This is a genomic window from Streptomyces sp. NPDC021115 (assembly GCF_044333065.1).
Classification (GTDB): Bacteria; Actinomycetota; Actinomycetes; order Streptomycetales; family Streptomycetaceae; genus Streptomyces.
The window spans coordinates 204,260-228,294 of the sequence record NZ_JBIRQF010000013.1 but is presented as its reverse complement, the minus strand read 5'-3'; the positions used below and the strand labels follow the sequence as shown (position 1 = coordinate 228,294).

The 24,035-nt window shown below is 69.9% G+C and carries 21 protein-coding genes; 8 read left to right on the top strand and 13 right to left on the bottom strand.

Annotation, left to right across the window (positions count from 1 at the left end; translation table 11 throughout):
- Position 1: 1 nt before the first annotated feature.
- From ACH4TL_RS32440 to ACH4TL_RS32395, 10 genes are all read right to left on the bottom strand, one after another.
- Complete coding sequence (locus tag ACH4TL_RS32440) at positions 2 to 1,870, bottom strand: FAD-dependent monooxygenase (protein ID WP_398325968.1); 1,869 nt, start codon at positions 1,868 to 1,870, stop codon at positions 2 to 4.
- 56 nt (positions 1,871 to 1,926) lie between these two features.
- Positions 1,927 to 2,934, bottom strand: coding sequence for a methyltransferase (locus ACH4TL_RS32435; RefSeq protein ID WP_398325965.1), 1,008 nt, complete (start codon positions 2,932 to 2,934; stop codon positions 1,927 to 1,929).
- Between the two features lie 99 nt (positions 2,935 to 3,033).
- The gene (locus ACH4TL_RS32430; protein ID WP_398326005.1) at positions 3,034 to 4,743 is read right to left on the bottom strand and encodes a class I adenylate-forming enzyme family protein; all 1,710 of its coding nucleotides are present in this window, start codon (positions 4,741 to 4,743) and stop codon (positions 3,034 to 3,036) included.
- A gap of 13 nt (positions 4,744 to 4,756) precedes the next feature.
- The gene (locus ACH4TL_RS32425; protein WP_398325962.1) at positions 4,757 to 5,641 is read right to left on the bottom strand and encodes a bifunctional transcriptional activator/DNA repair enzyme AdaA; all 885 of its coding nucleotides are present in this window, start codon (positions 5,639 to 5,641) and stop codon (positions 4,757 to 4,759) included.
- 140 nt (positions 5,642 to 5,781) lie between these two features.
- Positions 5,782 to 6,885 carry a 3-dehydroquinate synthase II family protein gene (locus ACH4TL_RS32420; protein ID WP_398325959.1) on the bottom strand — a complete coding sequence of 368 codons (1,104 nt, stop codon included), beginning with the start codon at positions 6,883 to 6,885 and terminating at the stop codon, positions 5,782 to 5,784.
- Complete coding sequence (locus tag ACH4TL_RS32415) at positions 6,882 to 7,700, bottom strand: 2-amino-3,7-dideoxy-D-threo-hept-6-ulosonate synthase (protein ID WP_398325956.1); 819 nt, start codon at positions 7,698 to 7,700, stop codon at positions 6,882 to 6,884. The genes ACH4TL_RS32420 and ACH4TL_RS32415 overlap by 4 nt, the downstream gene beginning before the upstream one ends.
- Before the next feature lie 33 nt (positions 7,701 to 7,733).
- The gene (locus tag ACH4TL_RS32410) at positions 7,734 to 8,381 is read right to left on the bottom strand and encodes an O-methyltransferase (RefSeq protein WP_398325953.1); all 648 of its coding nucleotides are present in this window, start codon (positions 8,379 to 8,381) and stop codon (positions 7,734 to 7,736) included.
- Positions 8,382 to 8,581: 200 nt separating this feature from the next.
- Positions 8,582 to 9,208: a cupin domain-containing protein gene (locus ACH4TL_RS32405; protein WP_398325950.1), complete on the bottom strand. Its 627-nt coding sequence runs from the start codon at positions 9,206 to 9,208 to the stop codon at positions 8,582 to 8,584.
- Between the two features lie 106 nt (positions 9,209 to 9,314).
- Positions 9,315 to 9,755 (bottom strand): heme-binding protein, encoded by a 441-nt coding sequence (locus ACH4TL_RS32400; protein WP_398325947.1) that lies wholly within the window; start codon positions 9,753 to 9,755, stop codon positions 9,315 to 9,317.
- An 81-nt stretch (positions 9,756 to 9,836) separates the two neighbouring features.
- Positions 9,837 to 11,291: an MFS transporter gene (locus tag ACH4TL_RS32395; protein WP_398325944.1), complete on the bottom strand. Its 1,455-nt coding sequence runs from the start codon at positions 11,289 to 11,291 to the stop codon at positions 9,837 to 9,839.
- A gap of 345 nt (positions 11,292 to 11,636) precedes the next feature.
- Between ACH4TL_RS32395 and ACH4TL_RS32390 the strand changes: the two genes are divergently transcribed.
- From ACH4TL_RS32390 to ACH4TL_RS32365, 6 genes are all read left to right on the top strand, one after another.
- Positions 11,637 to 13,289, top strand: a complete 1,653-nt coding sequence (locus ACH4TL_RS32390) for an FAD-binding protein (protein WP_398325941.1) — start codon at positions 11,637 to 11,639, stop codon at positions 13,287 to 13,289.
- A gap of 128 nt (positions 13,290 to 13,417) precedes the next feature.
- Positions 13,418 to 14,005, top strand: coding sequence for an RNA polymerase sigma factor (locus tag ACH4TL_RS32385; protein ID WP_398325938.1), 588 nt, complete (start codon positions 13,418 to 13,420; stop codon positions 14,003 to 14,005).
- Entirely contained in the window at positions 14,002 to 14,817 is an 816-nt protein-coding gene (locus ACH4TL_RS32380; protein ID WP_398425396.1) for an MGMT family protein, read from the top strand. Before ACH4TL_RS32385 ends, ACH4TL_RS32380 begins: the two co-directional genes overlap by 4 nt.
- Positions 14,818 to 14,847: 30 nt before the next feature.
- The gene (locus ACH4TL_RS32375) at positions 14,848 to 15,402 is read left to right on the top strand and encodes a methylated-DNA--[protein]-cysteine S-methyltransferase (protein ID WP_398325932.1); all 555 of its coding nucleotides are present in this window, start codon (positions 14,848 to 14,850) and stop codon (positions 15,400 to 15,402) included.
- 202 nt (positions 15,403 to 15,604) lie between these two features.
- On the top strand, positions 15,605 to 16,837 hold the full coding sequence (locus ACH4TL_RS32370; protein ID WP_398325929.1) for a class I adenylate-forming enzyme family protein: 1,233 nt from the start codon (positions 15,605 to 15,607) through the stop codon (positions 16,835 to 16,837).
- Positions 16,838 to 17,007: 170 nt separating this feature from the next.
- Positions 17,008 to 17,745 (top strand): SDR family NAD(P)-dependent oxidoreductase, encoded by a 738-nt coding sequence (locus ACH4TL_RS32365; protein ID WP_398325926.1) that lies wholly within the window; start codon positions 17,008 to 17,010, stop codon positions 17,743 to 17,745.
- Positions 17,746 to 17,793: 48 nt separating this feature from the next.
- Here ACH4TL_RS32365 and ACH4TL_RS32360 read toward each other — a convergent pair whose 3' ends face one another.
- Both ACH4TL_RS32360 and ACH4TL_RS32355 read right to left on the bottom strand, forming a co-directional pair.
- Positions 17,794 to 18,552 (bottom strand): BTAD domain-containing putative transcriptional regulator, encoded by a 759-nt coding sequence (locus ACH4TL_RS32360; protein WP_398325923.1) that lies wholly within the window; start codon positions 18,550 to 18,552, stop codon positions 17,794 to 17,796.
- Positions 18,553 to 18,942: 390 nt separating this feature from the next.
- Positions 18,943 to 19,884, bottom strand: a complete 942-nt coding sequence (locus tag ACH4TL_RS32355; protein WP_398325920.1) for a helix-turn-helix transcriptional regulator — start codon at positions 19,882 to 19,884, stop codon at positions 18,943 to 18,945.
- A 136-nt stretch (positions 19,885 to 20,020) separates the two neighbouring features.
- Here ACH4TL_RS32355 and ACH4TL_RS32350 point away from each other — a divergent pair, with 136 nt between their 5' ends.
- Positions 20,021 to 21,265, top strand: coding sequence for an MFS transporter (locus ACH4TL_RS32350; RefSeq protein ID WP_398325917.1), 1,245 nt, complete (start codon positions 20,021 to 20,023; stop codon positions 21,263 to 21,265).
- A gap of 75 nt (positions 21,266 to 21,340) precedes the next feature.
- On the top strand, positions 21,341 to 22,363 hold the full coding sequence (locus ACH4TL_RS32345; RefSeq protein ID WP_398325914.1) for a zinc-dependent alcohol dehydrogenase family protein: 1,023 nt from the start codon (positions 21,341 to 21,343) through the stop codon (positions 22,361 to 22,363).
- 17 nt (positions 22,364 to 22,380) lie between these two features.
- Here the strand turns inward: ACH4TL_RS32345 and ACH4TL_RS32340 are convergent, their stop codons facing one another.
- Positions 22,381 to 24,000, bottom strand: coding sequence for an ATP-binding cassette domain-containing protein (locus ACH4TL_RS32340; protein WP_398325911.1), 1,620 nt, complete (start codon positions 23,998 to 24,000; stop codon positions 22,381 to 22,383).
- Between the last annotated feature and the right edge of the window lie 35 nt (positions 24,001 to 24,035).

Genomic DNA, 24,035 nt, shown 5'->3' with positions numbered 1-24,035 from the left:
GTCAGCGGTCCTCTCCCCATCCGGCCTGGCCGTCGCTCGCGTCGGCGCGTCCCAGGGCCACATCGAGCCCTCGGCGCAGTTCCCGTACCGGGTCCGGGGACGCCCCGGGCAGCCGCAGCGCGACGAACCCGTCGGGCCGGACCAGGACGGCCCCCTCCTCGCCGTGGCCGCGCAGGGCGGCCCAGACGCCGTCGGGGTCGGTCAGCTCGTGCCCCGGGCCCACGGCGTGGGCGGTGACGGCCGGGCCGTGGGGTGCGCGGACCTCGGCCGCCGCGCGCACCCAGCTCTCCCCCCGCGCACCGGCCAGCAGCAGGAACGCCCCGTGGCCGATGAGGTGGTGGGTCGCCGTCCGCTCGTCGCCGCGCCGCAGCCAGGCGTGCGGCATCCTGCTGCCGGGGCGGCAGGACTGGACGTAGTCGAGGCCGAGCGGATCGGCCTCGGGCCGCTCGGTGCCGTCACCGGTGACGAAACCGGCGTCGGCGTAGTCGTAGCCCATCTCGAGACCGAGGTGGGCGGTGGTGATCCGGTTGGTCTCGAAGTACTCGGCGAGGACGGCGCGCCGGGTGCGGCCGTCGGCCGTGTCGGAGAACAGGGCGGTCAGCTGGGCCCGGTTCCACTCGGGGCGGGCGCCCGGGACCACGCCGGTGCCCGCGGTGAAGGCGATCTGGTTGAACAGAGAGAACAGCGCCCGCTCCACCACGCGCTCGGCGACCGGGCGCCGTTCGGCCTCGTAGCTGTCGAGCAGGGCGGGCGCGGCATCGCCGGAGAGCACCCGGGCCAGCTTCCAGGCCAGGTTGTGGGAGTCCTGGACGCCGGTGTTGAGGCCGAGCGCGCCGGAGGGCGGATGGCGGTGGGCGGCGTCGCCGACGAGGAAGACCCGGCCCGCGCGGAAGTGCTCGGCGACCGTGCCCTCCACGGGCCAGCGGCTGATGCTCTGCACCTCCATCGGGTGGTCCTGCGGGAGCTTCAGCGTCCGGCGGACCATCTTGACGACCGTCTCGTCGTCCAGCTCCGCCGCCTCCCGGGTGCCCGGCGGCCGGGAGAACATCAGCGTCCACTCCTCGGAGTGGCGCCCCCAGCGCGTGGGCCCCATGGGCACGACGCCGCAGTGCTCCAGGGTGCCGTCGTCGGCGAGGCTGGAGACGCGGTTGACCACCGTGTCGTCGAAGGGGATGAACTCCGAGAAGTCGGCCCGGATGTGAAGGTTGATCCACTCCAGGAAGGTGGGGGTGCCCAGCATCCGGATGCCGAGCCGCTTGCTCACCGAGCGGCCGCCGTCGGCGGCGATCAGATACCCGGCGCGCACCCGGTAGGTACGGTCGGCGGCGCGGTCCAGGATCGTCGCGATGACGCTGTCCCCGTCGTCCCCCTCGTACGCGAATTCCACCATCTCGTGCCCGAAGCGGATCCCGCCGGGGTTGCGCTCCTCGGCATGGCGGCGGATCAGCGGCTCCAGCCAGCGCTGGCCGAGGTTGGCGTGGGGGTACGCGGAGGCCGCGGCGTACCGCTCGGCCAGGGTGCCGCCGCCGTAGGCGTCGGCGCGGTGGAGCACCTTGCGGTCGTACGGCTCGTCGCCGCCGAGGCTGGTCAGCCACGCCATGGCGCCGCAGTTGGCGGGCGGGGAGCCCTCGGCGTAGATCTCCCGGGCCAGCCCGTGGTGGCCGAAGATCTCCATGGTGCGGGCGTTGAGGATATGGGCCTTGGGCTGGATCGACGTCGTCGCGTGGCGCTCGACGAGCAGGGAGCGGACGCCCAGGTCGGAGAGGAAGACGGACGCCGTCAGGCCCGCGCCGCCGCCGCCGATGATCAGCACGGGGACGTCCAGGACCCGGGGGTCGTCGCTCGGTCGGGATGGGGGTGAGAGGTTCATCGCGTGCCTCGTCTTCGCCTTCTCGTGAATCGGGCGCGGGTGTCCGGGCCGGTGCCTCAGGCCGGGGCCGCGACCAGCAACGTGGTTTCGAGGGCCAGCGGGTGTACGGACTCCAGGCGCAGCCCGGCCGCGTTCAGGACGTCGAGGTAGCCGCCCAGCGTCCGCCCGCGCCCTCCGGCGGCCATGAGGAGATGCAGGTCGTACAGGAGCGGAAGCAGCTCCGGGGCGCCTTCCTCGGGGATGACCCGCTCCACGACCAGCAGCCGGCCGTGCTCGGGCAGCGCCTTGCGGATGTTGGACAGGAGGGTCACGGACCGGTCGTCGTCCCAGTCCTGGAGGACCCGGGAGAGGAGGTAGGCGTCGGCGCCCTCGGGCACCGAGGCGAAGATGTCCCCCTCGACGGTCTCGTAGCGGTCGGGGCCCACGGAGGCGTCCAGATGGGCGCGGGCGACGGGGATCATGTGCGGCAGGTCGAGGAGCATCCCGTGGAGATGCGGATGCGCCCGCAGGACCATCGACAGGAACTGTCCGCTGCCGCCCGCGACGTCCATGACCGTGCGGCAGCGGGAGAAGTCGTACGCGTCCAGGACGTCGGGGAAGAAGACGTTCCCCGCGTTCATGGCGCGCTGGAACTTGGCGCCCGCGCCGGGGGCGTTCGCCAGGTACGCGTGGAGGGAGGTGCCCAGGGCGTGTTCGAAGCCGGACGATCCGGTGCGGACCGCGGGCACCACCGCCCCCCACGCGGTGTGGAACTCCTCGCCGTAGAGCTGGATCATGTCGCGCATCGACAGATCGCTGTCGGAGCGGAGCACATCGCTCAGCGGTGTCAGCTCGTAGCGGCGCCCGGGTGAGCGGCCGAAGACGCCCATGGCCAGCAGCAGCCGCATCAGCCGGGCGATGCCGTCCGGTTCCGAGCCGGTGGCCGTGGCCAGGGCCGTGTCGGTGGTGTGTCCGGCGGCGATGTGGTCGGGGATCTCCAGGGCGACCGCGGCGTAGAGCGCCTGTGACTGCCAGGAGCCGGTGATGATGTCGACTACCTGGCGCGCGGCGTGTCCGTCCTGCATGACTGGCCCTTCTGATCGGGTGGAGCGGTGGTGAGGCCGTTCCGTACGGCGCACCGCGATACGCGGCGTGACGGCGGGGTGCGCGGCGTACGGCGGCGGTCAGTTCGCCCGCGGCGCGGCCCCGGGGGCGGCGGAGTCGTGCAGCAGGGCGCGGTGGCGCTCGCGGAGCTGCCGCTTGAGCACCTTGCCGGTGACGCCCACGGGCAGTTCCTCGCGGTCGGCGGCGATGAGCAGGGCGCGCAGCGGTGGCAGCCGCTTGCGGGCGAGTTCGGCGTTGACGGCCGCCAGCAGGGCGTCCTCGTCGCGCTTCTCGCTGCCGTCGCCTTCGTCGCGGTCGTGGAAGAGGACGATGCCGATGGGCGCTGACTTCCCCGGGGCCCCGGGGTCGTCGACCGCGACGACCGCGGCGTCGAGCGCCTGGGTGGCCAGCAGCAGGACCTCCTCCAGGGGGAGGCTGTGCACGGGCCCCGCGGCGGAGTGGATCACGTCGGGGGTTCGGTCGAGGTGGTAGAAGCGGCCCTGCTCGTCGCGCCGGACGACGTCGCCGGTGAGGAAGTAGCCGTTCAGCAGGGACTCCTGGCTGAGCTGGGGGTCGTCCCAGTAGCCGGGGGTGACGCTGGGGGTGCGGACGCCGAGCAGCCCGGCCTGCCCGTCGGGGAGTTCGTTGCCCTCCTCGTCGAGGACGGCGGCCTTGCGGACCACCCCGGCGGGCTTGCCGATGAGCCGCCCGTACTCGGTCGACTCGGGGACGTACACCTGCCGGAAGAGCACCATGCCCATCTCGGATGAGCCCAGGCCGTCGTTGTACTGGGAGCCGGTCATGCCGGGGCGGGAGCCGAGGCCGAGCAGGGGCCTGATGTGCCGTTCGTGCGAGGCGTCCCCCATGCCGTTCCACGCGTGGATGTTCCTGGCGGCGCGGGGGTCGATGTCCGCGACGTCGATCTCCGCGAGGGTCAGCGGGAAGCCGAGGACGAAGGTGGGGTGGAACCGGTTGATGGCCCGGACCAGGGACGGTCCGCTCGCGTCGTCCAGGATCAGGGTGGGGATGCCCAGCAGCAGCGCCATGCTGAGGTAGCTGATGCCCGCCGAGTGGCTGTGCGGCAGGGCAGTGATCATGCGGTCGGTGCGCAGGGACGGGAAGGACCACAGGCGCTCGCGCTTGCCGACGAAGAATCCGCGGTGGGTGAAGATCGGCGCCTTGGGGCGGCCGGTGGTCCCGGAGGAGTGGGAGACCATCATCAGGTCGTCGGGCCCGTGCCGGTAGGGGAAGCCGGGCAGCGGGGCGGGGGGCAGCGAGGCGGTCTCGTCCAGCTCCCGGATGTCCTGGAGCAGTGGGGTAGCGGCGGCGCCCTGCCGCGACCATGCCTCGGTGCAGCCGTCGAGCAGGTCCTTGTCGCCGACGAGGACCGTCGTCCGGGTGCGCTGGAAGTATTCGGCCGCGGTCGGGGACGCCATCCTGGGGTTGCAGTGCACGGCGGCCGCGCCGAGGCTGTTGATCGCGATGTGGTGGAGCAGCCCGTACAGCCCGTTGCGCGTGTAGATCCCGACGTGGGAGGAGGGCCGCACCCCGTGGTCGCGGTACCAGGTGGCGTACCGGATGACGGTGATGCGCATGTCGTCCAGGGAGACGCCGGGCGGATCGGTCTCCGCCCAGCCGGGGGCGGTGACATCCGGGTGGTAGAGGAGCGGCCGGTCCCGGTCCTTGGCGATCCGCCAGGCGCGCCAGAAGAAGTTGCCCGCGCCGAGCCCTCGGTCGGTGTGCAGCCGCAGTCGCTGGGCGGCTGACCGATGAGTGCCGAAGAGTAACATCACCAATCCTCTTTCACCGTGTCTGGACGGACAGTTCGCTCGGTGCGTCGCGCAGCGCCTTTCTTAGGCGCTCACTCATGGCCGTGATGCGGATGTCCAGCGGCAGGTCACGGCCCGGCCTCGGCGGCTCCGACTGGCGTACGGCGGTGGCGACCCGGTCGTCGAACTCGCGGTCGGCGCGGAAGAGATGGGCCTTGGGGAAACGATCCCTCAGCCGTCCGATCAGCTCCGGCTCGTCGCCGCCGGTGAGCACGGAGCAGATGCCCTTCTCGGTCTTCGCGACCAGCACGGGGCCGAGGGGGCTCGCCACGACGGAGAAGCTGATGGCGACGGAGTCCGCGCCGGTGCGGAAGCTGGTCGGCGTCATGCCCAGGATCTGCGTGGACACGGCGTAGAAGTTGCCCTGGGAGGTGAAGCCGGACCGGTAGATGGCCTCGGTCACCGTCTCCGCCTCGGAGATCACCCGGCGGAGCCGGTCGGCCCGGCAGCTCGCCACGTACGCCTGCGGGGTCACTCCCGTCAGCCGTTTGAAGACCCGGTGGAAGTGGAAGCGGCTGAACCCGGCCGCCTCGGCGAGGGTGTCGAGGTTCGGTGTCTCGCTCGCCCGGTGGATCAGCGCGCAGGTCCTGGCGATGGCGGTCACGGAGGAGTCGTGCTCGCTGTCCTCGCGCGGTCTGCACCGGCGGCAGGGCCGGTATCCGGCGCTTTCGGCCGCCTCCGGGTCGGTGAAGAAGACGGTGTTCGCCCGGCGCGCGGGCCGGGAGACGCAGGAGGGGCGGCTGTAGATGCCCGTCGTCCGCACCGAGTAGTAGAAGATTCCGTCCGCCTGCCGGTCCCGGCGCAGAACGGCTCGCCACCGTTCTTCGTCATCGACGTAGGACGACACTGACCCGTCCAAGACTCTTCCTCCGGGATGCGCTGTTTCGTTGTGTGGGGGGCGGTCGTTCGGAGGTACCTGTGCGGGGAGGTGGTGGGTCCCGCGGACCCGCCGGGGCGGGCCGGTCGTGCCGTGCGTGCTGACCGGCCCGCCCGGGGCGGCTACTTCTCCAGGCAGAACTCGTTGATCGGGTAGCCGACGTGGCGGTCCTCGACCGGCAGATAGCCGAGCACCTTGTCGCCGGGCTTCAGCTCGGTGCTGTTGAGCACCGTGCCGCCCGGGCCGAGCACCCGGACGTGCCAGTCGTCCTGGAGGATCAGATTGGCCGTGCGGCCGTCGGGGCCGACCGCGTCGATGGAGAGCAGCGGACGCGTCTCGATCTTGACCCGGCCGACGGTGACCAGGCGGGTCTTGCCGTGGATGTCCACGGCGGTGACCTTGCTCCCGGCCTTCAGCTCGCTGAGGTAGTTGGTGCGCTCGTTCTGGCCGACGGTGTACGAGTGGATGGCGCCGGCGTTGACCCGGAACGGGCGGGTGGGCATGTACGGCAGCGGATGGGTCTCGCTGACGCACAGGATCATGCCCTTGGAGTGCGAGCCGACCAGGATGCCCTCGTCCTTGCCGAAGTAGGTGGCGGTGTCCACGCAGGCCCGCTCGCCCATCCCGACGTGAGTGGTGGCCGTGACCTCCAGCTCGACCAGCTGGAGGTCGGGTATGCCGACCTCGGCGGCGGCCTTGAGTGCGGTGACGTCACCGACCTGCGCCGGGGCCATCAGCACGCCGTCGGAGCCGAGTTCCAGCACACCGAAGATGATCTCGGCTTCCTCCACGTCCTTGGCGACGGTGATGAGGCTGCCGTTGGCCCGGGCGGCGGCCGCGATCACGATCTCCAGCGGGATCTTGGTGGGGTCGCGGAAGAGCAGCACGCTCCACTTGTCGACGCGGCCGGACTGGCAGGCGTCCTCCAGCGTCTCGGCGTCGATGATCTCGACGAACCGGCCGAACTCCACATCGGGGTGGGCCAGCGCCAGTTCGGCGGGCTCCCCGTGCTTGGCGGGGTCGACGATGACGACATCCGCGGCGCCGAAGCTCTCGGGGAGCGTCTGGCCCTGCAGGAAGAGCACCTTCTTCACCGTCGGCGGCAGCTTCTCCAGGTCCGCCGGATCGGCGGCGAGGATTCCCTCCACGCGGGCGTGAATCGCCTCCTGGACAATGGCGTCCTTCGCCGAACCGACCGAGCGGATGTCGACCCAACTGAGCTTCACAGTGCACCTGCCATTCGCGGGGTGTGGATGGAGAGGGAAGAAGAGCCCTTGGGCCCGTGAACGATCTCGGCGACTTCCTGCACCGCGGTGCGGGGATCTGCCGAGTTGAAGACGCGACGGCCGACGGCGAGCCCGCTGCATCCGGCCGCGAGCGCCGAGACCGCGAATTCCTGAAGGCTCTGCGACGCGTCGCCACCGCCCGCCACGATGATGGGGATCGGGGAGCTCTGGACCACCTCGGCCATGCGCTCCAGCGGGGAGGCGAACACGGTCTTCACGATGTCGACGCCGAGGTCGGCGGCAATGTTGACGACGTGTGCCACCAGGGCGGGGTCAGCGGGGTCGGTGACCCGCGGGCCTCGCGGGTAGATCATCGCCAGCAGCGGCATGCCCCATCGGTGGCAGGCCGCAGCGACCGTGCCCAGGTCGGCCAGCTGGCGGGATTCGGTGTCGGAGCCGATGTTGACGTGCACGCTCACCGCGTCCGCCCCGAGGCTGATGGCCTCGTCGACGTCGCCCACGAGCACCTTGGCGTTGACGTCCGGACCGTGTGCCGTGCTGGCGCTCAGGTGGATGAGCAGCGAGCAGTCCGAGAGCAGTTCGGGGGCGAGCACCCGGGCCCGGCCCTTGTGGACGACGATGCCGTCCGCCCCTCCGGCGACCACGTCACGGACGAGGTCCTGGAAGCCGCTCACCGTCGCGATCGGCCCGTCGGAGACGGAGTGATCGAGTGGCACGAAGAGATAGCGCTCGTCGCCATGCCCGGAAAGTCTGGCCAGTCGTAGTGATTTACCCGATGAAGACGTGCTCGGCATCAGACACTCCCTTGTGCTGCCGAAATGTGTGCGTCAGGCCCTCTTGCGGACCATCGTCAATCCGTCGCCGATCGACAGAATGACGGCCTCGACGCGCTCGTCCGCCGCCACATGGGCGTTGAAGGCGTGCATCGTGGCGCCCTCTCCGTCCCGGTCGTCGACGACGGTTCCGAACCAGAAGACGTTGTCGACGAGGATGACGCCGCCCGGACGCATACGGGGAACCAATTCCTCGTAGTAGGCGATGTAGCTCTGCTTGTCCGCGTCGATGAAGGCCAGATCCACGTCCGGATCGGCCGGCAGGGAACGCAGCGTCTCCAGGGCCGGGCCGAGGCGGAGTTCGATTTTCTCGTCGACCCCGGCCTCTTTCCACGCCTCGCGGCCGAGGCTGGTCCATTCCTCGCTCACATCGCAGGTGAGAAGGTGGCCGTCGACCGGAAGGCCCTTGGCGATGCACAGGGCCGAATATCCGGTGAAAGTTCCCACCTCGATCGCCTTGCGGGCCTGCATGGCCTGCGTGAGGAAGGTGAAGAACGAGCCCTGCGGAGTGCCGATCTGCATCCGCGCCCGCTCACCGACTCCGGCGGTCCGCTGAATGAGATTCCGCTGCGACTCATCGACCGGGACGCTGTTTTCGACCATGTACGAATACAGACGCTCGGATACCGTCGTTGGTCTCATGCGAGAAGTCTTGCAGAGGCGGCACCAGAGTCCGTCTAATAACTGTCTAGAAAAGTGGAGTTAAGCGTTTCGTTTTCCTCGGGACAGAAAAAAGGGCAGCACAGACCGAATCACGGTCTGTGCTGCCCTTCCCCGGGCCTGTGAGCGGCCGATTCAGCCCGGGACAATCCAGATGCACTGCTCAGATAAGGCCGCTCAGGTCAGTAGTGCCAGGCCATGACCTCGTCGGGGAGATCCTCCAGGTCCGCCGTCTCCGACGGCTTGCGGTCCATGTACGCGGGATCGCAGCCCAGATAGCCCAGCTTACGGGCCACCGGGGCGAGCGCCCCGAAGAGAATCCGCTGGATCATCCAGGGAGGATTGGTGAACCACAGGACATCCTTGAACTCCATGGTGGTGACCGCCCGCTGCAAGATTCCGGGCATCCCCTCGGCGTTCGTCTTTCCGTCCTGCGCCAGGCCGAACAGCTGGCGCAGGACCAGCTGCTCGAACCTGTCCGCATTCCCTCGGAGTTCACAGATGTGGCGGGATTCTTCGCCCCCCGCGTTCCACCAGCGGTGTTTGAGTCCGGGCTGGATCAGAACGCTCTGCCCCGGCTTGTCCAGCACCACCTCGCGGCCCTCGATGGAAAACGCGACCCGGCCGCGGACCAGTGTGAATCGCTCCTCACTGATCGGGTGGACGTGCGCGCCCGATACGGCACCACCGGGCTGGACATACACATCCATGATGGTGCGTTCGCCACCCGTCTCTTCGGCGGGCGTCCGGATGACCACTCGCTCCCGGCAGCGCGGGTTCTCGTACACCTCTCCTGGACTTACCGACACCGCTTTCCTCCTTCACCCGCAACGTGTGGCACTTTGCCCTACATATTGCGTGACGGATGTCAGGCCGGGCACTCCGATTCTTGCGGTCGCATTCGCTTTTCGAAGGTCAGGCGATCGCGGCGGCACCGGCGCGGGCGACCTGAAGGTCCTCGTCGCCCATTCCTCCGCTGACGCCGACGGAACCGATGACCGTACCCCCCGAGGTGAGCGGAACACCACCGGAGAACAGCGCCATGCCGGGCTGGCTCGCCAGGCTGCTGACCAGGACGGTGTCCTGACGGATCATCTCGGCGAATTCATCGGTGGGGGTGCGCAGCACGAGGGCGGTGCTCGCCTTGTTCTGGGCGACGGTGGTGGCCACCGCCACGGCGCCGTCGGTACGGACCAGAGCCTGGACGTGGCCACCGGCGTCGACGACGACGATGGCCCCGCGCAGCTTCAGCTCCTCCGCCTTCTCCAGGGCCGCGGCGATGACCCGCTGGGCTCCGGCCAGGGTGATGGTCGGGGTCTGGACGACGGGGGCTGCGGCCTGCTCGACAGTGGTCACTGATGTGCCTTTCGCTGTTGTGGTCAAAGGGGGTTGGTGCGGGGAGGCGGTGGGTGGCCGGTCGGCGGAGCCGACGGCCGGTCAGGAGGTCGCGCTCGCGGCCTTGGCCTTCCCCGGTGCCATGGTCCGAAGGAACACGGCGACCAGGAGACCGGACGCCAGGGTGGCGGCCGCGCCGACGAGCACGGCCATGTGCATGCCGTCCAGGGTGTCGCTCACGGCACCGCCCGCACCGGCGGCCTGGGCGACCGCGGCCAGCACCGGGATGCCCAGGGTGAGGGCGATCTGCTGGCTCATCGTGGTCAGACCGGTGGCCAGGCCCTGCTCCTCGTTGGGCAGGCCCGAGGTCGCGATGACGGTGTAGGAGACGATGCCCATGGCGTGTCCGAAGAAGGCCACCGATACGCCTGCGAGCACGATGTAGATCCCGGAGTCGCCCTCGCCCACGGTCATCAGGGAGAGGAGGCCGATCCCCTGGATCACCAGAGCCGCGACCAGGCTCTGCTTGCCGCCGATGGAGCCGATGATCTTGGGGGCCACCAGGCCGCCGATGATCGCCGCGATGCTGGCGCCACCGAAGGCCAGACCCGAGGTGACCGCCTTGTACCCCAGCACGTCCTGGAGGTACAGCGTCATCTGGAAGACCACCGCGCTCGTCATGCCGATGACGAACAGCCCGGCGAAGTTGCCCCAGCCCACGGTGGGGCGCTTGAGGATGTGGACCGGTGCGAGCGGGTTGGGGCTCCGCAGCTCGATGAACCAGAAGGCCACCAGCAGCACCGCCGCGAGGGCCAGCGTGCCGAGCACGACCGGGTCGCCCCAGCCTTCGTGCTCCGCCGCCGAGATGCCGTAGACGAAGCTGAGAAGACCTCCGGTCACCGTGACGGCGCCGGGGACGTCGAGACGGGTACGGGCCCGCTCCCCCATGTCGGCGAGCACGCGCGGCGCGGCGATCAGGATGACGACGACGACCGGCAGGTTGATCAGGAAGGCCCAGCGCCAGCTGAACAGTCCGGTCAGCATGCCGCCCAGCACCGAACCGAACGCGAACCCGCCGGTCAGCAGGGTGCCGTTGAGACCCAGCGCCCGCTGCCGCAGCGGTCCCTCGGGAAACGAGGTGGTCAGCAGGGACATCGCAGCGGGGGTCGCCATCGCGGTCGCCAGACCCTGGCCCGCGCGGCCGGCCAGCAGCATTCCGGGGGACTGCGCGAGCCCGCCGACCAGCGAGGACACTCCGAGGAGCACCATGCCGACGAGGAAGAGATTGCGGCGGCCGAACAGGTCGGCGATCCGGCCGAACAGCAGGGTGAAGCCCGCGGCGGGCAGCATGAACCCGGTGACGATCCACTGGAGATCGCTGAGCTTGAAGCCGAGATCGGACCCGATGGTCGGCACCGCGATGTTGAGCACCGAGAAGTCGACCGCGAGCATGAACTGGGCGCCCAGCAGGATAGCCAGGATCACCCGGTGACGGGACGTCATCTCGTCCTGCGCGGGCCCTCCTCGCGCCTCACTGACGGCATCGAGATCGGTCATTGCATTCCTCTCGTCTTTGTGACGCCGCATTCCGGACCTCGCGGCACCGCTCGCGGCGGTGATGCCCGCGGTGGTGCGCAGGGGCCGGGTACTGGGCCGTTCCGCGGCCCGTGATCGAGCCGACGGAGGAGAAACACCGGCAAGCGGAAGGGGGTTGCATCGCTGCCGGGCCGAGTCTCCCGGCCCCCTCCGGGCGGGGATTCGGGAGCAATATTCCGAGTGAGCCGTCCGTCGGGCGGCAAGTAGCGTCGCCGCGGCCGCCACATCGCGCTGTACGGCTACCGGCGCACAGCCTTCACGACGGCGGCCGGAGAGGTCATCGCAATGACGGACAACAGGGGTGGGATGAAACGGCGACGTTTCCTCTACGGGGGTGCCTCCGTGGGAGGAGCGATGGTGCTCGGCGGCACGGCCGATACGGCGGCCGCCGCCGAGAACGCTCACGAAGCGGTGGGGACCCCGGTCACGATCACGCCCGCCGACCGGAACTACCAGGATCTGGTCAGAGGCTGGAACCAGCGGTACATCGGCAAGCCCGAGGCGGTCCATCTGGTCTCCTCGACCGCCCAGGTGGTGGCCGCCGTGCAGCAGGCGGTGCGGGAGAACAAGCGCATCTCGCTGCGCAGCGGCGGCCACTGTTACGAGAACTTCGTCTTCCACCCCGAGGCCCAGGTCGTGGTGGACTTGTCGGAGATGCGCTCGGTTACCTACGACGCTGAGCGCAAGGCGTTCGCCGTCGAGTCCGGGGCCCGGCTGCTGGACGTGTACGAGCAGCTGTACCGCCACTGGGGCGTCGCCGTTCCGGCCGGGATCTGCTTCGCGGTCGGGGCGGGCGGCCATGTCAGCGGCGGCGGCTGGGGGATGCTGTGCCGCCGGGACGGGCTCGTGAGCGACCACTTGTACGCGGTCGAGGTCGTCGTGGTGAACGCGGCGGGCACCGCCCGCGCGGTGATCGCCACCCGCGAGGAATCGGACCCCAACCGCGACCTGTGGTGGGCGCACACCGGCGGGGGCGGCGGCAACTTCGGCGTGGTGACCCGCTACTGGTTCCGCAGCCCGGACGCCACCGGCAGCGACCCCGCGGACCAGCTGCCCCGTCCCCCGGCCGAGGTGCTGCTCAGCGCCGTCTCCTGGCCGTGGAGCTCACTCTCCCGGGAGGACTTCACCACCCTGGTGAAGAACTACGGCGCCTGGCACGAGGCGCACAGCGCCCCGGGCGGCCCGTACGCCGGGCTGTGCAGCTACTTCGCGCTGAGTCACCGCTCCAACGGCTCCATCGGGCTGATCACCCAGATGGACGCCACCGTGCCGAACGCGGAGAAGCTGCTGGAGGACTATCTGGCCGCCGTGGCCAAGGGTGTGTCCGTGCCCCGCGAGGCGCTCACCACGCAGATGGGTGAGCACGGGCCGATGCCCGAGTTCGCCAAGCCGCGCACCCTGCCGTGGCTCCAGGCCACCCGCTATCTGGGGGTCACCAACGCGACGGTGAACGACCCCACGCTGAAGGGCGACTTCAAGTCCTCGTACATGCGCCGCAACTTCCCCGACAGCCATGTCGCCGCGCTCTACAAGCACCTGACGCGCGACGACATCGACAACCCGACCGCGGCGGTCATGCTCAGCTCGTTCGGCGGCCAGGTGAACGCTGTCGAGGAGGACGCGACGGCCTCGGCGCACCGGGACGCGGCCTTCAAGGTGGCCTGGATGCTCTGGTGGACCGATCCGGCCGACGAAGCGAAGTCCCTGGCCTGGATACGGGAGTCCTTCCAGGAGGTCTACGCCGAGACCGGCGGCGTGCCGGTGCCGAACGACGTCACCGACGGCTGCTACGTCAACTACCCGGACATCGACCTCGGCGACCCGAAGTACAACACCTCGGACGTGCCGTGGCACGACCTGTACTACAAGGGCAACTACCCGCGGCTCCAGGCCGTCAAGAAGAAGTACGACCCGCGGAACGTCTTCCGCCACAGCCAGTCGGTCCGGCTGCCCGACTGACCGGCCCGCTCAGGCCACACCCGTAACACCTGTCGCACGGACAACGCTGACACCGCACCGGCCGCCGGATCCGGCGGCCGGTGCGGGCTTGTGCAACCATTGCGGAGGTCCCGGTGTTTCTGTAGCTGATGGACGATATGGCGGAGCAGCTGACCGAGCGCCTGGCGTCAGATCTGGATGACGGCTTCACGGAGCTGGTCCGGGTCCACGCCTCGGCGGTGCGTGCCTTTCTGTTCCGGGTCTCCGGGTCGGCCACCGAGGCGGACGACCTGGGCCAGGACACCTTCTTACGTGCCTACTCGGCGCTCCAGAGCTATTCACCGGAGCGTCGGCGCACGTTGAAACCCCGGGCATGGCTGATGACGATCGCGGCGAACGTCTGGCGCAATCATGTGCGCACCAGCGTCCGTCACCCGGTGTCGGCCGCCCGCGCGGAGGACACCTGCGGCAGCTGGCCGGACGCGAGCCCGGGACCGGAGGAGCGGGCGGCGACCTCCGCCGACCGTACGGTTCTGGTCAAGGCCCTGGCCGAGTTACCCGAGAAGCATCGTGTCGCGGTGGTGATGCGCCATGTCGTCGGCATGAGTTACAGCGACATGGCGGAGGCGCAGGGCTGCCCAGTGGGTACGGTCAAGGCACAAGTATCAAGAGGTATCGGCACACTTCGTGAGATCTTGACACCCGACGCGGCGGTGTTGGGGGAGGTGACCAGATGAATTATCCGAATGACGAGGAAGAGCGGTCCTCGGAGGGACAGTTGGAGCATGCCTTGGCTGATCTTGCGGACCCGGCCCCGGCGGACTTCGCCCTGAGGGTACTCCAGCGTGTGGGAATTCCGCGAGACCGCTATGACACCTACAGCCACCTCGACACCGCGGCGGGCGGCCTCTTCGTGGCCTACAGCCCGGACGCGGTGACCGGCTCGGCCGTCGACACGACGGTGACCGGCTCGGAGGGGTTCGAGCGGTTGCATCACGCCCGCACCGGCCGGACCGCCATCCGCGCCACGGTGTCCTTCCCCGGGCTGCGTCCCGCCCTGCGCACGGGCCGGGCGAAGCGGCTGCCGATCGACCTGGGGGGCCTGACCGATCTGGAGCGCACCGTGCTCCACGCGGTCCGCTCCATCCCCTCGGGCCAGCTGCGGCCGATCACCTGGCTCGCAAGGGAGGCGTCGCTGTCCTCGGCCACCGGGCCGATCGTGGAGGCCCTGGCGAAGAATCCGGTGCCCGTTCTGATCCCCTGCCACCGCGTCACCTATGAGAGCGGCGCGCCGTGCGACGCGGCCTACGCGGAGCGCGTCGGGGATGCCCTGCGGAGCGCGGAGGGCATCGACATGCACCGACTGGAGGAGCTGACCCTGCGCGGGGCCGTCTTCCTGGGCAGCGACACCACGCGGATCTACTGCCATCCGACCTGTGCGCACGCCCGCCGGATCACCCGGCCGCACCAGGTGCCGTTCCGTACCGCCGGGGATGCCCGGCAGGCGGGCTACCGTGCCTGCAAGAGCTGTCGTCCCGCCACGGTCTGAGCCGTCCGGCCCGGAGAAGGAGGAAGATCCATGCAGTCCGAAGTCCGTGCCCCGGTGACGTCCGTGGCGCTCGCCGAGGAGCCGAGCGCCTGTGGCCGGCTCGTCCTCGCGGCCACGGATGAGGCGTTGCTCGCCTGCGTGTACGACACCGCGGAGGCCGTGCGCCGGCGTGCCGTCCGCGCGGGCGGCAGCGGGGTGGAGTTCCGCTCGGAGGCGGACGCCACACCGGGGCAGTCGGCCGTGCTGGCCGAGGCGCGCACCCAGATCGCCGCGTATCTGGCCGGGAATCGCCGGTCGTTCTCCGTTCCGCTGGATCTCTCGCTCGCCTCCGAGTTCACCGCGCGGACGGTGCTCGCGCTGGAGTCGTTCGTGCCCTACGGCCGCACCGCCACTTACGGCGAGCTGGCCGCCGTGCTGGGCCGCCCGCGCGCCGCGCGGGCGGTGGGGATGGCGCTCGGCTCCAATCCGCTGTGCGTCGTGCTGCCCTGCCACCGCATCGTCGGGGCGAAGGGTTCGCTGACCGGATACGCCGGTGGTGTCACCGCCAAGCGTCTCCTGCTCTCGACGGAGGGGGTCGCGGTCTGACCGGGAGTTCCGCGGCCGTAGGCCGCTTCCCCGCGCGTCTGCCCCGGGCACGTCTCCCCCGGAGGCGCCGGTTCCTCGCGCCGATTCCCGCGGCGCCGCCTTCCTGAGGATGCAACCCTTTGCGGCCGTCCGGTGTTTTCCGGGGTATGGCGCATGAGGTCCTCTCCGGCGCCGAGCGGTGAAGCGGGAAGGGGAACCCGTCATGACTGCATCTGCGGACCTGGAGCCCGATTGGTGGGGTGCCGATCTGCTGGGCGCACCGCCGGGCAGCGCCCTGTGGGCCCAGGCCGGGCACGGCGTCACCTACTCCACCTTGCGGACCCAAGTCGCCCAGATGAGACGGCTCTTCGATGCCTATGGGATCCGCTCCGGACACACCGTCGCCCTCCAGGGTGCCCATAGCTTCAGCCAGCTGTGGGCGCTGTTCGCCCTGTGGTCCTGCGGCGCGCAGGTCATGCTCATGGGGCCGCATGTGCGCGGCAAGGAGCTGGCCCGCCAGCTGGACTGGTGCAGGCCCCAGTTCCATGTCTCCTTCGACGCGCCGGGCCACGGCAGGGAGACCTTCCACGACGAGTGCGAGGTCTTCGTCCGCCGCCTCCTCAGAGGCCGTCCCGCCACCACCGATCACTGTCTGATCCAGTTCACCTCCGGAAGCACCGGGTTCGCCAAGGCCATCGGCCGGACCCCCGAGTCGCTGCTGACCGAGCTGGAGCGGTTCAAGACCGTGGGCGGCATGCCCGAGCCCGGATCCCGGGTCCTGGTCCTCGGCCCGCTCGCGCACTCCTTCAGCCTGGTCGGCGGCGTGCTGTACGCGACGAGCACGCGGAGCACGATCCTGCTGGCGCCCAACGCGGGCCGCCGTGCCGTGCTCCGCACGGCCATCCGCTCGGGGGCCGACACCATCCTCGGAGCGCCCGGGCACTTCACCGCGCTCACCCAGATCGACCGCCCCCTGCGGATCCCCCGGCTACGGCTGGCGATCTCCGGCGGTGAGCAGATGGCCCACCAGGTGTACACCCGCTTCGCCGAGCGCCACCGGGTGCGGATCGGGCAGGCGTACGGCACCACGGAGACCGGGATCATCGCCACCGACCCCACCGGCTGGTACGGGCCCGACACGGTCGGAATGCCGGTGCCCGGACTGGAGCTGCGGCTGGTGGACGGGGAGTTGCAGGTACGTCTCGACCGCTCCCCGTATCTGCCGCAGGCGGGTCCTCCCGGCCGCTTCCTTCCCGACGGTGAGCACACCCTGACCGGCTGGCTGCGGACCCGTGATCTGGTGGAGCAGGATCCGGCGAGTGGAGCGCTGCGGGTGCTCGGCCGCTTCGATCCGCTGGCCGACCGGCGTGCGCTGACCCGCGGTCTCGACCACACCCTGCTCGCCGACCGCACCCTGGTCCGGCACTTCGAGCGGAACGGCCAGCCCGTGGGCTGACGGACCCGGCCCCCTCTTCGACCGACTCTTCGGCCAACTCTGGGTTACTTTTGGTAACCTCCACACAAACCCACACTTAACGGAGTGCAACTCCCTCGGCGCATACGGTGTTCATAGAGTGACCGCACACTGCCGACGCAGCCAGGGAGAGCTTTTCGATGGAGTCCACCTTGACCGGCAAGACCGTTGTCATCACGGGCGCCGGCAGCGGGATCGGTCGCGCCACGGCGCGCGTTTTCGCTGACCACGGAGCACATGTGCTGGCCGTGGGAAGGACATCCGAAAAGCTCAAGGCCACCGCGAAGGGGCGGTCGTCGATCATTCCGCTGACCGTGGACATCGCCGACGCCGACGCCCCTCAGGCGATCATCTCGCGGGCGGTGGCAGCCTTCGACGGGATCGACGCCCTGGTCAACAGCGCCAGCGTCTTCCGGCCGACACGGCTCGGCACGATCACCCCATCGGAGTTTGACCATTTCATGGCGGTGAATCTGCGGGCGCCGCTGCTGATCACTCAGGCCGCGCTGCCCTTTCTGGAGCGTGCCGAAGGCACCGTGGTCAACATCAGCGCGGCCATCGGCCAGCGCGGCTGGCCGGGCCTGTCCGTCTATGGCGCCACCAAGGCCGCGCTCGACTTCTTCACCCGCTCCTGGGCGGGCGAATTGGCGGAGCGCGGCATCCGGGTGGTTTCCGTGGCACCGGGACCGGTCGAGACACCGATCCTGGAGAACAACGCGCTGGACCATGAGGCGGTGATGACCATCCACCAATGCCAGGAGCAGATACCGGCGGGCCGGTTGGGCACTGCGGAGGAGATCGCCTGGTGGATCCTGAACTTCACGGATCCGCTGGCCAGTTATGCGACGGGCGCCATCCTCCCCGTGGACGGCGGATACACCGCCGTATGAAAGGGCCGGGCCGTGGAGCGGACAAAGAACCGAACGGATCCGGTCAGCTCACACGCCATTGATCGGGGAGGAGTTGAGAATGTGGTATTGCAGACGGCTTATCGTGTGCCCGGGCTCGATACCCAGTTCGGATACGAGCCCGACGCGCAGCCGGTGGAACACTTCCAGTGCCTGCGCCCGGCGCCCGGCCTTCTCCAAGGCACGCATATATTGCGAGTGCAGCCCCTCATGGTAGGGGTACTCGGCGACGAGTCCGGCAAGATCGGCGGTGACCTCCAGATGGCGCCCGCTTCCGATCTTCGCTTCGGCGAGCGTCTCCAAGGCCCCCAGCCGGGACTCCTCATACTGCCGCCGCCGGGAATCCAGCACCCTCCCGACAACGACATCGGCGAACGCGGGACCTCGCCAGATCTCCAGGGCATCGCCCAGAGAACTGAGCCCGGTGGAAAGATCGCCATTCATCAGCGCCCTGCGTCCCGAGTCCACGAGCCCTTGATAGACGTGGTAGTCGAGTCTGGCGAACGACTCGCTGAACATGTAGCCCCCGGAATGCGTGGAGAGGGCCTCTTTGATGATGACCTTGATAGGAAGCCGGGTGGCCTGACCGAGGGCCTTCCGCGACTGAAGTATGTAGGTCTGGACCACTCTCAACGCGCTGGCCGGAGGGCTGTCCCCCCATAACTCACGCACGAGCGACGGAAGCGACACCACCTGATCGGGGTGAGCCACCAACATCGCCAGCACGGTACGAGGCTTGGGGGCCAACGGCAGGCTCTCGAAGCCGTCGCCGTCGGCGATGCGCATCATACCGAGAACTTCTATGCTCTTTCCCCCTGAATTCCCCATCCAAGCTCCCCTGCCGTTGCATAGAGCGCAATGCTTTTCAGAGGCCTGCCCGGGCAGGCATAAGATTCACTCCCCTTAGCAAGGGACGTTACGACCGCCAAGTGCAGGTGTCAACTAACATGGCCGACCATGAACACGGTAACGCGTTTTAGGATAAAAAAATCTGAATCGGTTTCCGGCCACTCCACCGCTCTCACCTGCACGGTCACTCGACCCAAAGCCGTATTGGGCAACAGAATCCGCGCATCAACTCACAGCTGCCAGGAGCCGAATCGAGTCAACTTGTGAACAAAATTCGAGCCTCAGCAAATGAAAATACATACCCTACCTCTCCCCGAGGTAGGGAAACGCTTAGAAAGGCCGGGCAGGCGGTGTCGCCGACCAGCTGGCGAGGAGCTTGAGCCGGTCCTCGTCGGCGGTCCCGGGCTGGGCTGTATAGATCGTCAGCGAGTGCGCCTCGTGGGCGGACATGGGGAGATTCAGCGGCTGATAGGTGAGTTCCAGGGGGCCTGCGTCGGGATGGTGAAAGCGCTTGACGCCACCATGGTGGATACGCACATTGTGGGCGGCCCACCGCGTGCGGAACTCGGTGCTGACCGTGGACAGCTCGCCGACGAGTTCACGCAGCGCCTTGTCGTTCGGAAATCGCCCGGCCTCGGCGCGCAGCAGTGCGACGGTGATGTTGGCGCCGCCGTCCCAGTCCTCGACGAAGTCGTGTGACCCACGGTCGAGGAAGTAGAACCGGGCGAAGTTGGGGCGGCCGCGCTCGTCCAGGGTGGCGCTGGTGAACATCGGCGCGAAGAGGGCGCGGGCAAGGGCGTTGGTGGCCACCATGTCCAGGCGGCCGTTGCTGACGAACGCCGCGGACAGGGTGATGGAGTCGAGCAGCCACTGGACGCGGGGCGGAATCTCGACGGCCTTGCGGCGGCGCCGGGTCGCGGGAGTGGGCTGGGCGGCCTTGGCCAGGTCGAACAGATAGGTGCGTTCGTCCTCGCCCAGCTGAAGGGTGCGGGCCACCGCGTCGAGCACCTCCTCGGACACGCCGCCGATATGGCCCTTCTCCAGCCGGGTGTACCACTCGGTGCTCACCCCCGCGAGGACCGCCACCTCCTCACGGCGCAGCCCTGGCACCCGGCGCCGGCCGCTCGTGGGCAGCCCGACCTGCTCCGGGGTGAGCTGGGCGCGCCGCCGGGAGAGGAAGTCACGGATGTCGGCGCGGTTGTCGGACCGGCCGGAGCGGTCGGAGGGCTCGGAGCGGTCGGCGTGGTGGGAGGGGCCGGAGGGGTGTTCCATGCTTTCCACGCTACGGCCCGGACCCCGGCGGAGGGGGGTTGAGCTGGTACCCCCATAAACGCAGCCTCCCGCGCCTGCGACAGGGGCGGTTTCGTGGGATGCGCACCCCGATTCCGATCCCCTGCGGAGAAGAAGAATGACAACGCGAGGAGGAACCCTCCACGCTCCCGACGCCCCTGCCGACGCGACCGTCGGTGACCGCGAGCCCGCGCCCACCCGGCTTCCGCTCGTCGTGTACGTACTCGCCCTGGGCACCTTCCTGATGGGCACGACCGAGTTCGTGGTGGCGGGCCTGCTTCCGGAGATCGCGAACGACGTGCGGATCAGCGTGGCCCAGGCCGGGCTGCTGATCACCGTCTTCGCGGTCGGCATGATCGTCGGCGCACCGCTGATGGCGATGCTGACGCTGCGGCTGCCGCAGAGGTCGACGCTGGCCCTGGCCCTGGGCGTGTTCGCCGTCGGGCACATCGTCGTGGCCCTCGGCTCCAGCTTCACGCTGCTGCTGGCGGCGCGGTTCCTGACGGCGCTGGCCACCGGCGCCTTCTGGGCGGTGGCCAACGTGGTGGCCGCCCAGGCCGCCGGACCCGCCGCCAGCTCCCGTGCCCTGGGCGTCGTGGGCGCCGGGGCGATGCTCGCCAATGTGGTGGGCGTGCCGCTCGGCGCGTTCGCCGGGCAGCTCATGGGCTGGCGGGGGCCGTTCTGGGCGCTCGCCGTCCTCGCCGTGGCAGCGATGGCGCTCATCGCCCGCCATGTGGCGCGGGATGCCGACGGCCACCAGGCGATCTCGGTCCGGGCCGAACTGTCCGCGCTGCGCTCGGGGCGCCTGTGGCTGGCGCTGGCGGCCTGCGCGACCACGACCGGCGGCGTGCTGTCGACGTACTCGTACGTCTCGCCGCTGCTGACCGACCGGGCCCAGCTGGCCGCCGGTCTGGTGCCGCTGGTCCTGGTCGGCTTCGGCTCCGGCGCCCTGGCGGGCTTCCTCGTGGGAGGCCGTCTGGGAGACCACCGTCCGCACGCGACGACGATCACAGCCGCCGCGACGACCACTGTCCTGCTCCTGGCGCTCTGCCTGCTCTCCGGCTACGCGGCGCCCACGATCGCGCTGATCGCCCTGCTGGGGCTGTTCGGGCTCGGCGCCAACCCGGTGCTGATCTCCCTGGGCGTCCGCTTCGCGGGCCGGGCCCCCACCCTGGGGTCCGCGCTGACCGTGTCGGCGTTCAACCTGGGCACCGCCATCGGCAGCTGGATCGCCGGGCTGGCCCTCGGCTCCCCGCTCGGGGCCACGGGTCCCGCCGCCGTCGGCGCCGCCATCGCCGCGCTCACGCTGATCCCCACGACCGCCATCGCCGTCGTCCAGCGACGCCGCTCCGCGGCCACCTGACCCGCACCTCACCTCGTACAGAACCACCCCGGCCGCCATGCGAGCGGCCGGCCGAACACCCCAGGAGTTACCCTCATGCGCGCTGCCGTTCTGCACGCTCCCGGCGACGTCCGGGTCGAGGACGTCACCGACCCGAAGATCACCGCCCCGACGGATGCGATCATCCGGCTGTCGGCGGCCTGCGTCTGCGGCTCTGACCTGTGGCCCTACCGCGGCGTCGAGTCCATCGACGGTCCCACGCCGATGGGGCACGAGTACGTCGGCGTCGTCGAGGAGGTCGGCGGCGAGGTCACGAGCGTCACGCCCGGCCAGTTCGTCATCGGCTCGTTCGTCGCCTCCTGCGGCAGCTGCGAGATCTGCCGCTCCGGCTACCCCTCCTCCTGCGTCCACCGCGTGTTCATGGCCCAGGTCGGCACCCAGTCCGAGCGCGCCCTGATCCCCCACGCCGACGGCACCCTCGTCGCCCTGCCGGGCACGCCCGACGCCGACCTGATGCCGAGCCTGCTGGCCGCCTCCGACGTGCTGGGCACCGGCTGGTTCGGCGCGGTCGCCGCCGAGGCGGGCCCCGGCAGGACGGTCGCGGTCGTCGGCGACGGCGCGGTCGGCCTGCTCGCGGTCCTGGCCGCCAAGCAGCTCGGCGCGGAGCGGATCATCGCGATGAGCCGCCACGAGCCGCGCCAGCGGCTGGCCCGCGAGTTCGGCGCCACCGACATCGTCACCGAACGCGGCGACGCCGGGGCGGCGAAGATCCGGGAACTGACCGGTGGCCTGGGCGCCCACTCCGTCGTCGAGGCGGTCGGCACCCAGGAGTCCATGGAGCAGGCCATCCGGTGCACCCGCCCCGGCGGGCACGTCGGCTTCGTGGGCCTCAACCACGGCGTCACCCTCAGCGGCCAGGAACTCTTCTTCTCCCAGGTCCACTTGGTCGGCGGCCCGGCCCCGGTGCGCCAGTACCTGCCCGAGCTGATCGACCTGATCTGGCAGCGGAAGATCGACCCGGGCAAGGTCTTCGACCTCACCGTGCCGCTCGACGAGGCGGCCGAGGCGTACCGGGCCATGGACGAGCGCCGCGCCATCAAGGCCATGCTCACCGTCTGACCGACCTCGCGCGCTCCTCAGCGGTGCCGTTCGACTCGGCGCTCGTCCCACACCGGTTCCGGTGTCTCGCGGATGACGCCGTCCGAGCCGAATACCAGGTAGCGGTCGAAGGAGCGCGCGAACCAGCGGTCGTGGGTGACGGCCAGCACCGTGCCGTCGTACGCCTCGAGGCCCTCCTGGAGCGCCTCCGCCGATTCGAGGTCGAGGTTGTCGGTCGGCTCGTCCAGCAGCAGTGCGGTCGTTCCGGCCAGTTCGAGGAGCAGGATCTGGAAGCGGGCCTGCTGGCCACCGGAGAGGCGGTCGAAGAGCTGGTCGCCCTGGCGTTCCAGCTCGTACCGGCGCAGGGCGCTCATCGCCCGGCCGCGGTCCCGGGCGTGCTCGGTCCACAGGATCTCGACGAGGGTGCGGCCGGTGAGCTCCGGACGCGCATGGGTCTGTGCGAAGTGGCCGGGCACGACCCGCGCGCCCAGTTTCCACTCCCCCCGGTGCGCGACGTCCCCGCCCGCCAGGAGCCGCAGGAAGTGGGACTTGCCCGACCCGTTCGACCCCAGCACGGCCACCCGTTCGCCGTAGAAGACCTCCAGGTCGAAGGGGCGCATCAGCCCCTCCAGCTCCAGCCCCCGGCAGGTCAGCGCCCGGACCCCGGTCCGTCCGCCCGCCAGGCGCATCGTGATGTCCTGCTTGCGCGGCGGCTCCGGGGGCGGGCCCGCCTCCTGGAACTTCCGCAGCCGGGTCTTCGCCGCCTGATAGCGCGAGGCCATTTCGTCGCTGCGCGCCGCGTACCGCTGCATGTCCAGCACCAGACGCTTCAGCTGGGCATGCTTCTCGTCCCAGCGCCGCCGCAGTTCCTCGAACCGTTCGAACCGCTCCTCGCGGGCCGTGTGGTACGTGGCGAAACCGCCGCCGTGGACCCATACGTCGCTGCCCGCCGGGCTGGGTTCGACGCTGACGATCCGCTCGGCGGCGTGCGACAGCAGTTCCCGGTCGTGGCTGATGAACAGCACGGTCTTGGGCGTTTCCCGGAGCCGTTCCTCCAGCCACTGCTTGCCCGGCACGTCCAGGTAGTTGTCCGGCTCGTCGAGCAGCAGGACATCGTCCGGTCCGCGCAGCAACGCCTCCAGCACCAGCCGCTTCTGCTCGCCCCCGCTGAGCGTGCGCACCTCGCGCCACTGCGCCTTCTCGTACGGCACTCCGAGCGCGGCCGTGGTGCACATGTCCCACAGCGTCTCGGCCTCGTAGCCGCGCGCCTCGGCCCAGTCGCTGAGCGCCTGCGCGTACGCCATCTGGGCCGCCTCGTCGTCCCGCTCCATGATCGCGAGCTCCGCCGCGTCGACCGCCAGGGCGGCCTGCCGTACGGAGGGCTGTGCCACCGAGACCAGCAGATCACGTACCGTCCGCTCGTCCCGTACGGAACCGACGAACTGCGGCATCACCCCCAGGGAACCGCTCACGGTGATCGTCCCGTCGTGCGGCTCGATCTCCTGGGACAGCAGCCTCACCAGGGTCGTCTTTCCCGCCCCGTTCGGCCCCACCAGGGCGGCGACCGCGCCGTCGCCCACCCGGAACGAGACGTCGCCGAGCAGCAGGCGCCCGTCCGGCAGGAAGTAGCTGAGATGCGCGGCCTCCAGGTGTCCCATGGCTCGGCATTCTCTGGTCACCCGCTCATGATCAG